The following is a 13986-nucleotide window of genomic DNA, read 5'->3' as shown; positions in this document are numbered from 1 at the left end:
ACCAGTTTTTACCCTAAGTTATTTTCCCGCTGAAATTTTTGACCTTAAAATCAAGCAACTGAAAGGCAAACAAGGCACTTCCGCCCATGGCCTCAAACTGGTCTGACCACTATGGATTCCACCTCTGCCGGCCGGCCCGCGCCCACTGCTGAACTGGTTGCGCGGCGCATCGAAACCCTGATCATGGACAGCGTGATCAAGCCCGGCCAGGCCCTGCCCTCCGAACGCCTGCTGACGCAGCGCCTGGCGGTATCGCGCTCGGCCTTGCGCGAAGGGCTGCAATTGCTCCGGGCCCGGGGCCTGATCGAGACGCGCCACGGCAAGGGCTCCTTCGTGGCCAATCTGGTCCAGTCAGCCGCCAGCAATCCGCTGGAGCATCTGCTGCTGCAGCAGGAACGCACCTTGTACGATTTGCTGGAAGTGCGCGAGCTGCTGGAAAGCGAGGCGGCCAGGCTGGCCGCCTCCCGAGGCACCGAGGCCGACCACATCCTGATACGGCGCCGCTTCCAGGAACTGGAAGACCTGCACGCCCAGGACTGCGCGCCCGAGGACATCGCCCGCGCAGACCACGCCTTTCACCTGGCCATCTGCGAAGCGTCCCACAACCCCGTGCTGGTCCACATGATCAGCCTGTTCAACGAACTGATGCTGTCCACGGTGCGCGTCTCCGTGCGGCACCTGTATCCCAATCAGTCATCCAAACGCCAATTGGACCGTCAGCATGCGCGTCTGTGCGCCGCCGTCACCCAGGGCCAGCCCGACCAGGCGCGCCGGGCCGCGCGCGAGCATATCGACGGCATACGCAAGCAGCTGCGGGAGCTGGAGGCCCGACAGGAACGACTGGAGCACGCGCGCCAGCGCCTGAACGGCCTGTAGATCGCGGCCCATGCCCCATGCCGGGGCCGGCACGGATGGCGCTGCAAGCCGGACAGGACTGCCGTATCAGGACCTGTGCGCGGCCTGCTCCTGCATCCAGCGCTTGACGTCCACCCAGTGCCCGGCGGCCGGGTCAATCATGTCCATGTGATTCAGGCCCGGCCACTCCCGGTAATCCAGATTCACGCCGCCTGCCTGGCGCACATAGTCCCTGGAGTGCTCCACGGGCACGCGTTCGTCCTGATCGCCATGCACCAGCAAGACAGGACGATGCAAGGGCAAGAGCGCCAATGGCGAAGCCTGCCGATACACATCCGGGACCTGCTCGGCCGTGGCTCCAAAAAACTCCACGGCGGCGTCCTCTCCCAGCCCCTCGCGCTGTGTGCGCGGCACATCGGTCACCGGCGACAGGGCCACCACGGCATCCTGTTCTTTTTCCGCCAGCAACACGAGTTCGCCGCCCACCGAGTGCCCGATGCCGATGCACGGGCCATCCCGGCCTTCCCAGCGAGAGCGGCACTGGCGCATGGCCAGTTGCACGTCCTCCAGGATGACAGGCCATTGCCCGCCGCAGCCGCCGCGGCGATACTCGATGTTGGCGACCGCCCAGCCGTCGGCCAGCAGATCCTGGACCAGGGGGTGCATCATGCCTGCGTTGAACCGCCCGCGCCAGAATCCGCCGTGCACCAGCATGGCCAATCCCTGAACGCGACCTGCAGACGCAGGCTCGAACCATTCCACTTGCTGTTCATGGCTGGCGCCATAGGACAGCAATGTCATCTCGCTCATGCTCTTGTCTCCTTGTGTGGCCAATACCCGGCCTTGTGAATGGTCAGCCCGCGAGCAGGGTCGCCAGCATGAAGCCAGAACCCGCTCCTGTGCCGGCGCCGGGCCAGGTGGAGGCGCCGCACAGATACAAACCCCTGATCGGCGTGTTGTAGCGCGAATAGCCGGTCACTGGCCGGAAGAAGAAATTCTGGTCCAGGTGGTGACTGCCCGACAGATTGTCGCCGCCGATCAGGCAGGGGTTGAACTGCTCCAGGTCCTGCGGCGACATCACATGGCTGGCCAATATCTTGGCGCGCAATCCCGGCGCGTAGCCCTCCAGAACGTCCAGCACGCGCTGCGCATAGTCCTGCTTGATCTGGGCCCAGTCCGCCGCCGGGATGCATCCCAGGGCGTCGCCGCGCACCTGTGCCGGCAAGACCCGCACCTGGACCCACAGCACATGCCGCCCTTGCGGCGCGCGCCCCGGATCCACGGCCGTGGGCTGCCCCACCACCAGCACCGGCTCGGCCGGGAGCAGGCCCGCGGCCGCCTCGGCATAGACCCGGCTCATCATGGCCAGGTCCGGCGCCAGGTGCACGTAGGAAAAGCCCTGCAGTTCCGGCCCCGCCTTCCAGTCCGGCAAGCTCTCCAGGGCCAGATGGATCATCATGGTGCCCAGGCCGGGGCGGAACTCGTCCACTTTCTGCTGATACTTGGCCGGCACGGACTGGGCGTCGACCAGGCGGCCGAACACCAGTTGGGGGTTCAGGTTGGCGATGACGGCCTTGCGCGCGCGCAGCGTCCGTCCGTCCGCCAGGACCACGGCGCTGGCCCGACCGTTCTCCTGTTCTATTCGTTGCGCCGCTGCGTTCAGCAGCAGTTCACCGCCCAACTCGCGCAGCAGGCCCGTCATGGCATGGATGATGACGTCTGCCCCGCCCTTGCCGATGACCATGCCGAAGGCCTGGTTGGCCATGGACTCCAGGTAGGGGAACAAGGCCCCGCCCGCCGTGTCCGGCGTGAAGTCCACGTGCAAGCCCCAGGCAGCCATCATGGCCTTCAGGGATTCGCTCTCGAAATGCCGGTCCAGAAAGTCTCGCGGCGTGGCCAGAAGCAATTGCAGCAGCTCTGCAACGCCCTCCTTGCCCAGCTCCCGCCAACTGCGCCACGCACTCTTGGCCAGCCCCCAGGAGGGCATGGGGCTGCCTAGCACGCCGAACAGATGGGGCGCCTTGCGCTGAAAATCATCCAGCATCGCCTGCCAGGCCAGCGCGTCCTTCTCGGAGACGGCGCGGATGCGCTGCAGGGTCGTCTCCAGGTCAGTGCTGACGCCCAGGTAGGTCTGATCACGGAACACACTGGCGAAGCAGTGCTGGGCCGGCGCAAAGGCCAGGCCGTGACGCGCCAGCGCATCTTTGTGGCGCGCATGAAAAGCCGATCCGGCAAAGGAAGACAGATTCATGGCGCAGACATCATGGCGAAAGCCCGGCAGAGTCAGCTCCTGGGTGCTGACCGCACCGCCCGCCGTATCCTTGGCCTCCGCGACCACTACTTTCCAGCCCCGGCTGCACAGCTCCACGGCGGCCGCCAGGCCATTATACCCCGCCCCTATCACCACTGCATCCGCGACGACATCCGCCACCATCGACAACTCCTTTAGTTCTAAACTATTTTTAGACTATTCTACGCGTGAACGCTGGCAAATGAGAAGCGCAAACACATGCGTTCGTGCGAGCGCACGATTTTTTATGGGTCGTTTTAAGAGACTGCTTGGAGTTCAGCAGGTGACGGCTATGCCGCACAGGGAAACCAAGGGCAAACGCAGCAATCCGCCCGAGCGAGGGGCGGGCATGGCGGGACCTGGGATAGGCGGAGAGCGGCCAGGGCATCCGAGCGGGCCGCGCCTCGTGCGGGCGAGGCGTTTGGGGAGCGCCGCGGGCCGCTTCTTGGCCCGACCCCGACGCGCGCCGGGCCGCGAAGGCGCGGGCGCTGTTTTAGGGCGCGCGTAAAAAGCAAAACCCCCGCAAGGGGTGCTTGCGGGGGTTTTGACGGATAAGAGCTTGACGATGACCTACTTTCACAGACGTCCGTCCACTATCATCGGCGCGAAGGCGTTTCACAGTCCTGTTCGGGATGGGAAGGCGTGGGACCACCTTGCTATGGTCGTCAAGCGTAACTGGTTGCCGGGTCGCCTCGGGAGGCGGCCTGGCCAATATGGAAGAAGCACCGTATTCGGATCAGTACGGATCGCGAACACGTGTCTCGAAGGGTTGGCGCGCGGGTTGCGCTGCGCATTCAATATTTACGTTCTGTGGTCAACAACTTGTACTCGCTACAACCCCAAGGGTTATAGGATCAAGCCACACGGGCAATTAGTACTGGTTAGCTACATGCATTACTGCACTTCCACACCCAGCCTATCAACGTCCTGGTCTCGGACGACCCTACAGGGGGTCAAGCCCCCGGGATACCTAATCTTCAGACGAGTTTCCCGCTTAGATGCCTTCAGCGGTTATCTCTTCCGTACGTAGCTACTCGGCAATGCCATTGGCATGACAACCGATACACCAGTGGTACGTCCACTCCGGTCCTCTCGTACTAGGAGCAGGCTCCGTCAAGTATCCAACGCCCACGGCAGATAGGGACCAAACTGTCTCACGACGTTTTAAACCCAGCTCACGTACCTCTTTAAATGGCGAACAGCCATACCCTTGGGACCGGCTACAGCCCCAGGATGAGATGAGCCGACATCGAGGTGCCAAACACCGCCGTCGATATGAACTCTTGGGCGGTATCAGCCTGTTATCCCCAGAGTACCTTTTATCCGTTGAGCGATGGCCCTTCCATACAGAACCACCGGATCACTATGTCCTACTTTCGTACCTGTTCGACTTGTCAGTCTCACAGTCAAGCACGCTTATGCCATTGCACTATCAGAACGATTTCCGACCGTTCCTAGCGTACCTTCGAACTCCTCCGTTACACTTTGGGAGGAGACCGCCCCAGTCAAACTGCCCACCATGCACGGTCCCCGATCCCGATGAGGGACCTAGGTTAGAACCGCAAACAGACCAGGGTGGTATTTCAAGGATGACTCCACGCGATCTGGCGACCACGCTTCAACGTCTCCCACCTATCCTACACAGGCCGGTTCACAGTCCAATGCAAAGCTACAGTAAAGGTTCATGGGGTCTTTCCGTCTAGCCGCGGGGAGATTGCATCATCACAACCATGTCAACTTCGCTGAGTCTCAGGAGGAGACAGTGTGGCCATCGTTACGCCATTCGTGCAGGTCGGAACTTACCCGACAAGGAATTTCGCTACCTTAGGACCGTTATAGTTACGGCCGCCGTTTACCGGGGCTTCGATCAAGAGCTTGCACCCCATCACTTAACCTTCCGGCACCGGGCAGGCGTCACACCCTATACGTCCACTTTCGTGTTTGCAGAGTGCTGTGTTTTTAGTAAACAGTCGCAGCCACCGATTCACTGCGGCCTCGTCATGCTCCGTGCGCAGGCACTTCACACTACAGAGGCATACCTTCTCCCGAAGTTACGGTATCAATTTGCCGAGTTCCTTCTCCTGAGTTCTCTCAAGCGCCTTGGAATATTCATCCCGTCCACCTGTGTCGGTTTGCGGTACGGTCTCGTAGAGCTGAAGCTTAGAGGCTTTTCTTGGAACTGCTTCCAGTCAGTTTAGAGCCGAAGCTCTATCCAGTCACACCCTTGAATTACGCACCCGGATTTGCCTAAGTGCCTTCTACGATGCGCCAACGGGGACATCCAACACCCCGATGACCTTCTGCAATCCGTCCCCCCATCGCACTCTACGACGGTGCGGGAATATTAACCCGCTTCCCATCAGCTACGCATCTCTGCCTCGCCTTAGGGGCCGACTCACCCTGCGCCGATGAACGTTGCGCAGGAAACCTTGGACTTACGGCGAGGGAGCTTTTCACCCCCTTTATCGCTACTCATGTCAGCATTCTCACTTCCGATACCTCCAGCATCCCTCACAGGACACCTTCACAGGCTTACGGAACGCTCTCCTACCATGTGTACTAACGTACACATCCGCAGCTTCGGTCTATGGCTTAGCCCCGTTACATCTTCCGCGCAGGACGACTCGATCAGTGAGCTATTACGCTTTCTTTAAAGGATGGCTGCTTCTAAGCCAACCTCCTGACTGTCTATGCCTTCCCACTTCGTTTCCCACTTAGCCATAGTTAGGGACCTTAGCTGGCGGTCTGGGTTGTTTCCCTCTTGAGTCCGGACGTTAGCACCCGGTGCTCTGTCTCCCACGCTGTACTTGTCGGTATTCGGAGTTTGCCATGGTTTGGTAAGTCGCTGTGACCCCCTAGCCATAACAGTGCTCTACCCCCGACAGTAATACGTGAGGCACTACCTAAATAGTTTTCGGAGAGAACCAGCTATCTCCAGGCTTGTTTAGCCTTTCACTCCGATCCACAGCTCATCCCCTAATTTTTCAACATTAGTGGGTTCGGTCCTCCAGCACGTGTTACCGTGCCTTCAACCTGGCCATGGATAGATCGCCTGGTTTCGGGTCTACACCCAGCGACTGAATCGCCCTATTCGGACTCGCTTTCGCTACGCCTCCCCTATTCGGTTAAGCTTGCCACTGAATGTAAGTCGCTGACCCATTATACAAAAGGTACGCAGTCACCCCCGAAAGGGCTCCTACTGTTTGTATGCATATGATTTCAGGATCTATTTCACTCCCCTTCCGGGGTTCTTTTCGCCTTTCCCTCACGGTACTGGTTCACTATCGGTCGATCACGAGTATTTAGCCTTGGAGGATGGTCCCCCCATATTCAGACAGGATTTCACGTGTCCCGCCCTACTTGTTCGACGCTTAGTTCCACGTCCTGGATTTCGTCTACAGGGCTATCACCTGCTACGGCTGGACTTTCCATTCCATTCGACTATCCAAGACGCTAAAACGTCCAGGCTGCTCCGGTTTCGCTCGCCACTACTTCCGGAATCTCGGTTGATTTCTTTTCCTCGAGTTACTGAGATGGTTCAGTTCACTCGGTTCGCCTCCACACACCTATGGATTCAGTGTGGGATACCGCATTGCTGCGGTGGGTTTCCCCATTCGGACATCTACGGATCAAAGCTTGTTTGCCAGCTCCCCGTAGCTTTTCGCAGGCTACCGCGTCCTTCATCGCCTGTGATCGCCAAGGCATCCATCATATGCACTTATTCGCTTGATCCTATAACGCTTACGGCTATAGAACCTATGAGTATACGTTGTTGCCGTTCATCAATCCTTAGCTGTCATCCCTTCCAAAGAGGGGACAACGTCTATATTTTTGAGAACTTGTTGAACATAAATTGTTCGTGTTGCAATCACAACCCGTGCATTGTCTACACCGCCTCTTGAGAGTCGATGCGTATCAGACAACACACCTTCGTTGTGCTTCTTCCAGATTGTTAAAGAGCAGATCGTGGGTCGCATAACCCAACGAGCAGCGCTCTTGCAAAAGAACGCTCTTCGTTGAATCTCGCGTCGACCAGGTGAACCCCGGGCGCGCCCCGCTCATGTCATGACGTCTAGTACTGTCGCCGTACCGCCCGGCAGGGGCGGTGGTGGAGGATGACGGGATCGAACCGACGACCCCCTGCTTGCAAAGCAGGTGCTCTCCCAGCTGAGCTAATCCCCCGAGGTAATCGTGGTGGGTCAAGTTGGAATCGAACCAACGACCCCCGCCTTATCAAGACGGTGCTCTAACCGACTGAGCTACTGACCCATCTGTCACCAGTGGGCGATACCCTATGGTCATGACCTAACTAACAGCCAATAAGTGTGGACGCTTTCGCTTTGCGGGACCTTCGCTCTGAAAGGAGGTGATCCAGCCGCACCTTCCGATACGGCTACCTTGTTACGACTTCACCCCAGTCATGAATCCCACCGTGGTAAGCGCCCTCCTTGCGGTTAGGCTACCTACTTCTGGTGAAACCCACTCCCATGGTGTGACGGGCGGTGTGTACAAGACCCGGGAACGTATTCACCGCGACATTCTGATCCGCGATTACTAGCGATTCCGACTTCACGCAGTCGAGTTGCAGACTGCGATCCGGACTACGATCGGGTTTCTGAGATTAGCTCCCCCTCGCGGGTTGGCGACCCTCTGTCCCGACCATTGTATGACGTGTGAAGCCCTACCCATAAGGGCCATGAGGACTTGACGTCATCCCCACCTTCCTCCGGTTTGTCACCGGCAGTCTCATTAGAGTGCTCTTGCGTAGCAACTAATGACAAGGGTTGCGCTCGTTGCGGGACTTAACCCAACATCTCACGACACGAGCTGACGACAGCCATGCAGCACCTGTGTTCCGGTTCTCTTGCGAGCACGGCCAAATCTCTTCGGCTTTCCAGACATGTCAAGGGTAGGTAAGGTTTTTCGCGTTGCATCGAATTAATCCACATCATCCACCGCTTGTGCGGGTCCCCGTCAATTCCTTTGAGTTTTAATCTTGCGACCGTACTCCCCAGGCGGTCAACTTCACGCGTTAGCTGCGCTACTGAAGCCTAACGGCCCCAACAGCTAGTTGACATCGTTTAGGGCGTGGACTACCAGGGTATCTAATCCTGTTTGCTCCCCACGCTTTCGTGTCTGAGCGTCAGTATTATCCCAGGGGGCTGCCTTCGCCATCGGTATTCCTCCACATCTCTACGCATTTCACTGCTACACGTGGAATTCTACCCCCCTCTGACATACTCTAGCTCGGCAGTTAAAAATGCAGTTCCAAGGTTGAGCCCTGGGATTTCACATCTTTCTTTCCGAACCGCCTACACACGCTTTACGCCCAGTAATTCCGATTAACGCTTGCACCCTACGTATTACCGCGGCTGCTGGCACGTAGTTAGCCGGTGCTTATTCTGCAGATACCGTCAGCAGCGCCCTGTATTAGAGGGCGCCTTTTCTTCTCTGCCAAAAGTACTTTACAACCCGAAGGCCTTCATCATACACGCGGGATGGCTGGATCAGGGTTTCCCCCATTGTCCAAAATTCCCCACTGCTGCCTCCCGTAGGAGTCTGGGCCGTGTCTCAGTCCCAGTGTGGCTGGTCGTCCTCTCAAACCAGCTACGGATCGTCGCCTTGGTAGGCCTTTACCCCACCAACTAGCTAATCCGATATCGGCCGCTCCAATAGTGAGAGGTCTTGCGATCCCCCCTTTCCCCCGTAGGGCGTATGCGGTATTAGCTACTCTTTCGAGTAGTTATCCCCCGCTACTGGGCACGTTCCGATACATTACTCACCCGTCCGCCACTCGCCGCCAAGAGAGCAAGCTCTCTCGCGCTGCCGTTCGACTTGCATGTGTAAAGCATCCCGCTAGCGTTCAATCTGAGCCAGGATCAAACTCTTCAGTTTAATCTCTGTGGTTGTCCCGTCTTGCGACGAGACCGATTGTGTCTCAAAGAAAAATTCAGAGTTTACACAAGGTAAATCTTCATTTTTCGTCTGTGAGCACTTGATACAAACTTGTGGCGATTCCCATCAAGGGATTCGGCCCGCTCATGCCAAGCGCCCACACTTATCGGCTGTTAATTGTTAAAGAGCAGTGACAGTTGCCTGTCGTCCCGGCTGCCTTGGCAGCGCTGAATCAGCGTTGCTGTTGAAGCAGCAGAGAAACGAGATTATGAAGCGTTTCGTGCAGCGTGTCAAGCATTTTTTGAAGTTCGTTGGGAAGTTTTATTTACCACCCCACTCGTTCCTGCCTGACCGGAACCCAAAGCTCCGTACTGCCTCAACCCCTTCACAAGCCGCAATGCTAAATCTTCTAACTCGAACACTTAGCATTGCCGTCTCGTTTGCAGAACCTCAAACTATAACACAAGAATTTAAATCCGTGCAAGTTTTCTTTTCTGCTTCAGCTTGAACGCTTTCGGTGCGGGCCTCTGGGCCAAGGCGGTGAAAGCCGTTCAATCCGCTTGCCGCATCGCTCCGGGAAAACCCTGTTCGCTGCAGCAAGAAAGAAACTATAGCACGGCGTTTTTCGCGAACGCAAGCTTTTTGGAGTCCATTATCCTGCGCCGGACTGCGGCTTGCACTAAGCATTAACCCTAAGCCATTGATGCATATCGAATTAACCCTATACATTACCAAATGTAATATTTTTTACTGCGCTACGAACTTGTCATGGCGTCGCCCGCCCGTACCCCGCTTTCTGCAGAAGAAGCAGGTCCGACACAGCCTGAATGAGCCATATCTATATAGGGAGACAGGGTAGACATGCCCCGGATTACGCGCTCCCGCACCCGGACTTCCCCCGGCAGGCGTCTATTCGACAAGCCATCTCTATATATAGCTGCTCTCTCTATAAAGGCATGGCAGCCTGCCTGACTTGGCCCTACACTACTCCCAGAAAGATACTCACAGCGAAACCACCATGCATGAAGACATCCTGATCAACGTCACCCCCTTTGAAACCCGCGTCGCCCTGGTCGAACAGGGCGCCGTCCAGGAAATACACATCGAGCGCAGCATCCAGCGCGGGTACGTCGGGAACGTTTATCTGGGCAAGGTCGCGCGCGTACTGCCCGGCATGCAGAGCGCCTTCATCGATATCGGGCTGGAGCGCGCCGCCTTCATCCACGTGGCCGACCTGCGCCAGAACCGCGTGGAACGCAACCATGGAAATGCGCCCACGCCCATCGAAAAACTGCTGTTCGAAGGCCAGTCCCTGCTGGTGCAGGTCATCAAGGACCCGCTGGGCACCAAGGGCGCGCGCGTCTCCACGCAGATCAGCATCGCCGGACGCATGCTGGTATACCTGCCCTTCGACCCTCATATAGGCGTGTCCCAGCGCATCGGCTCCGATGCCGATCGCATCGAACTGCGCGAACGCGTCACCCGGCTGATGGACAAGGACGAGAAAGGCGGCTTCATCGTGCGCACCCAGGCGGAATGCGCCACGGACGAGGAAATCGCAGCGGATCAGCTTTACCTGCGCACCTTGTGGACGCGCATCCAGGAACGCATACGCCAGCAAGGCGCGCCTTCCGTGCTGTACACCGACCTGAACCTGGCGCAGCGGGTGCTGCGCGACATGGTCACGCCCAACACGCATTCCATCATCGTGGATTCACGCACCGTCGTGCAGGAAATGAAGGAATGGGCGCAGATCTATACGCCGTCCGTGCTGGAGCGCATCCATCACCACAAAGGCAGCCGCCCCCTGTTCGATACCGCCAATGTGGACGAGGAAATCAAGCGGGCTCTGTCGCGGCGCGTGGACCTGAAATCCGGAGGCTACCTGATCATCGACCAGACCGAGGCGCTGACCACGGTGGACGTCAATACCGGCGGCTTCGTGGGCGGCCGCAACTTCGACGACACGATTTTCAAGACCAATCTGGAAGCGGCCGTGGCGCTGGCCCGCCAACTGCGCCTGCGCAACCTGGGAGGCATCATCATCCTGGACTTCATCGACATGGATGATCCCGCCCACCGCGAATCAGCGCTCGAAGAACTGCAGAAAGCCTTGAGCAAGGACCGTACCCGGGTCACCATCAATGGATTCAGCCAATTGGGCCTGGTGGAAATGACCCGCAAGCGCACCCGCGATTCGCTGGCGCACCAGTTGTGCGAACCCTGCCCCACCTGCCAGTCGCGCGGCTCCATCCGCACCGCGCGCACGGTCTGCTATGAAATCCTGCGTGAAGTGCTGCGCGAAGCCAAGCAGTTCAATCCCAAGGAGTTCCGCATTCTGGCCGCCCAGGAAGTGGTGGACCTGTTCCTGGAAGAAGAAAGCCAGCATCTGGCGGTGGCGGGCGACTTCATCGGCAAGCCGATATCCCTGGAAGTGGACGCGCATTACTCCCAGGAACAGTACGACATCATTCTGCTGTGATGCGCACCGATGGGCGGGCGCTCAATGCGCACCATTCCGCCCTGCGCGGGCGGTACAAATAACGGCAGCGGTGCGCGAATGGATCATGGGAGAAGAAAACCCCCGGTTCGGCCTTACTGGACCACCGGCTTGAAGTCATCCTCGGGCTGCACTTCCTTGGGCGCCTCGTCCGGATTGCAGACGCCGGGCGCCCGGATGGAGGTGAAGATCTCCTTGATCTGCTGCTGCACGCCGGCCTGGTAACTGTAGACCTTGGCGTCCACCCAGCCCTTCTGCATCAAGGTCAGGTCCACCAGAATGGTTTTTTCCCATCCCGCCCCCTCTTCCAAGGGATAGCGCAAGGTGCCGTAGCTCGCCTGGCGCTCGTCCATCTTGAAAACGGCCGCCTTGCCGCACTCGGCCTGATGCTTGAAGAGCGCCCGCTGGATCCCCACGAAATCCGTATTGATGCGGCGCTCGCTTTGCAGGTAGACCGAGCGGCGCAGATCGTCTTCGCGCAATTGCCCGTTCTGGGCCGCACACCCGGCCAATGCGGCCAATCCGGCCAGGATGATGATGCCTTTCTTCATGATGTTCCTTGGTTTGCGGCGCCGGGCCGCTCATTCGTTGAACTGAAACTGCATGCGGTACAGGCTGGCGTAGACGCCATCGCGAGCCAGAAGCTCGTCGTGACGGCCCTGCTCGATGATGCGTCCTTCGTCCAGCACCAGGATCTGGTCGGCCTTCTGCACCGTGGAGAGACGATGGGCGATGACCAGGGTGCTGCGGCCCTTCATCAAGGTCTCCAGCGAGGCCTGGACCTGGCGCTCCGACTCGTTGTCCAGCGCGGAAGTGGCCTCGTCCAGCACCAGGATGGGCGCGTTCTTGATCAGGGCGCGCGCGATGGCCAGGCGCTGGCGCTGCCCGCCCGACAAGGCATTGGCATTTTCTCCCACCGGCGTGTCCAGGCCCTGGGGCAGGCCGGCGACGAAGTCACGCAGATTGGCGGCTTCCAGCGCCTCCCAGATGCGCTCGTCCGAAACGTCCTGCCCGGCGCCGTAGGCCACGTTCTGGCCTATGGTGCCCTCGAACAGCACCACGTCCTGGCTGACCAGGGATATATGGCTGCGCAGGCTGCGCAGCTTCAGCTCCGGGAGCGCAATGCCGTCCACGCGCACCTGTCCGCCGGTGGGCTCGATGAAGCGCGCAGCATATTGGCCAGCGTCGTCTTGCCGCTGCCCGAGCGCCCCACCAGCGCGACTGTCTGCCCCGGCTGCACGGAGAAACTGACATCGGAGACCGTGTCCCGATGCGCATCGGGAAAGCGATGGTGCACGCCGTCGAACTCGATGTGGCCGCGCACTTCGGCGGGGAGTTCCCGCTCGCCCGTATCGCGCTCGGCATCCTGGTCCACCAGCTTGAAGACGCTTTCGGCCGCCACCAGCATGCGCTGCATGGTGCCGGTGATGTTGGTCAGGCGTTTGATGGGATCGAAGATCTGTCCCAGCGCGGCCATGAAGGCGGCAAAGCTGCCGACCGTCAGCACGCCCGAATTGGCCTGGTAAAGAGCCACGAAGATGACGCCCGCCACCGCGATGGCCACGAAGAACTGGGTGATGGGCGAGAGGGCCGCATCCGCCGAGGCCGCGCGCATGGCGAAGCGGCGCAGCCGCCCGTTCACATAGGAGAAACGGGCGTTCTCTCGTTCGTAGCCGTCGAACAGCTTGATGACGCGCTGGGCGTCGATGGCCTCGCCCACCACGCGGGTCAGCTCGGCGTTCATGTTGACGGTATCCCGGTTGATGCGCCGCAGGCGCCGCGAAACCAGCTTGGCGACGAATACCGAGGCGGGCATGACAAGGAACACGATCACCGTCAGTTGCCAGGACATGTACAGCAGCACCCCCAGCAGCGCCACCACGGTCAGCACTTCGCGCACGATGACGGTCACCACTTCGTTGGCTACGCCCGTCATGGTGCCGGCGTCGATAGTGAAGCGGTTGAGCAGGCGCCCCGTGTCCCCGCGCTTGAATTCCTCGTCGGGCAGGCTGAGCAACCGGGTGAACATATCCCCGCGCAAGGTCAGCAGCATCTTGTTGGCCACCCACGCGAACAGGTACGTGCTGGCATAGGTGGTGATCCCGCGCACGAACATCAAGCCTATGACCGCCAGGGGAATGGACCAGACATAGTATGGCTTGGCCCCCGTGAAGCCGTCGTCGAGCAGCGGCTTCATGATCACCGCCAGCACGGGCTGGGTCGCCGAGGAAATGGCGACCAGGACCAGCGCCACCACCACCGCCTTCCAATAGGGCAGCAGGCGGCTGTAGATGCGCTTCCACAATTCCGACTTGACCGGATCGTGGCCCGCGGGCCGGATTTTTGTTTCTATGGCGTTGGACAACGAGGACACCTATATACTATGTGATTGTGTTCATTTTAACGTTCATTGCCAGACGCTGAGCGTTCCCGCTCAAGATCGTGT

The 13986-nt window shown here is 59.2% G+C and carries 5 protein-coding genes, 2 tRNA genes, 3 rRNA genes and 1 pseudogene; 2 read left to right on the top strand and 9 right to left on the bottom strand.

What is annotated here, in order from left to right:
* Positions 1–111 precede the first annotated feature (111 nt).
* Entirely contained in the window at positions 112–876 is a 765-nt protein-coding gene (glcC, locus tag ACWPWO_RS06355; RefSeq protein WP_454005282.1) for a transcriptional regulator GlcC, read from the top strand.
* Between the two features lie 66 nt (positions 877–942).
* Here the strand turns inward: glcC and ACWPWO_RS06350 are convergent, their stop codons facing one another.
* The 7 genes from ACWPWO_RS06350 to ACWPWO_RS06320 all read right to left on the bottom strand — a co-directional run bounded on the left by ACWPWO_RS06350 (position 943) and on the right by ACWPWO_RS06320 (position 9040).
* A complete protein-coding gene (locus ACWPWO_RS06350; RefSeq protein ID WP_454005280.1) occupies positions 943–1665 on the bottom strand; it encodes an alpha/beta hydrolase family protein in 723 nt (240 codons plus the stop codon).
* A gap of 43 nt (positions 1666–1708) precedes the next feature.
* Positions 1709–3289, bottom strand: coding sequence for a phytoene desaturase family protein (locus tag ACWPWO_RS06345; RefSeq protein ID WP_454005278.1), 1581 nt, complete (start codon positions 3287–3289; stop codon positions 1709–1711).
* A 413-nt stretch (positions 3290–3702) separates the two neighbouring features.
* Positions 3703–3815, bottom strand: a 5S ribosomal RNA gene (gene rrf, locus ACWPWO_RS06340).
* A 180-nt stretch (positions 3816–3995) separates the two neighbouring features.
* Positions 3996–6877, bottom strand: a 23S ribosomal RNA gene (locus ACWPWO_RS06335).
* Between the two features lie 374 nt (positions 6878–7251).
* A tRNA-Ala gene (locus tag ACWPWO_RS06330) sits at positions 7252–7327 on the bottom strand.
* Positions 7328–7337: 10 nt separating this feature from the next.
* A tRNA-Ile gene (locus ACWPWO_RS06325) sits at positions 7338–7414 on the bottom strand.
* 90 nt (positions 7415–7504) lie between these two features.
* Positions 7505–9040: ribosomal RNA gene (locus tag ACWPWO_RS06320) — 16S ribosomal RNA — on the bottom strand.
* Together the 16S, 23S and 5S rRNA genes with 2 tRNA genes alongside form the textbook arrangement of a ribosomal RNA operon.
* 1018 nt (positions 9041–10058) lie before the next feature.
* Here ACWPWO_RS06320 and rng point away from each other — a divergent pair.
* Positions 10059–11522, top strand: a complete 1464-nt coding sequence (rng, locus tag ACWPWO_RS06315; RefSeq protein ID WP_454005276.1) for a ribonuclease G — start codon at positions 10059–10061, stop codon at positions 11520–11522.
* A 113-nt stretch (positions 11523–11635) separates the two neighbouring features.
* Here rng and ACWPWO_RS06310 read toward each other — a convergent pair whose 3' ends face one another.
* Entirely contained in the window at positions 11636–12091 is a 456-nt protein-coding gene (locus ACWPWO_RS06310; protein WP_454005275.1) for a hypothetical protein, read from the bottom strand.
* A gap of 30 nt (positions 12092–12121) precedes the next feature.
* Positions 12122–13914, bottom strand: a pseudogene (msbA, locus tag ACWPWO_RS06305) (lipid A export permease/ATP-binding protein MsbA).
* Positions 13915–13986 lie beyond the last annotated feature (72 nt).

The sequence above is a fragment of the Alcaligenes sp. Marseille-Q7550 genome (assembly GCF_965112015.1).
This window is presented reverse-complemented; position numbering and strand designations above follow the sequence as displayed.

Bases quoted from the DNA above. Each gene is read 5' to 3' on its own strand.
- glcC (WP_454005282.1), top strand. From the start codon at position 112: ATGGATTCCACCTCTGCCGGCCGGCCCGCGCCCACTGCTGAACTGGTT.
- ACWPWO_RS06350 (WP_454005280.1), bottom strand. From the start codon at position 1,665: ATGAGCGAGATGACATTGCTGTCCTATGGCGCCAGCCATGAACAGCAA.
- ACWPWO_RS06345 (WP_454005278.1), bottom strand. From the start codon at position 3,289: ATGGTGGCGGATGTCGTCGCGGATGCAGTGGTGATAGGGGCGGGGTAT.
- rng (WP_454005276.1), top strand. From the start codon at position 10,059: ATGCATGAAGACATCCTGATCAACGTCACCCCCTTTGAAACCCGCGTC.
- ACWPWO_RS06310 (WP_454005275.1), bottom strand. From the start codon at position 12,091: ATGAAGAAAGGCATCATCATCCTGGCCGGATTGGCCGCATTGGCCGGG.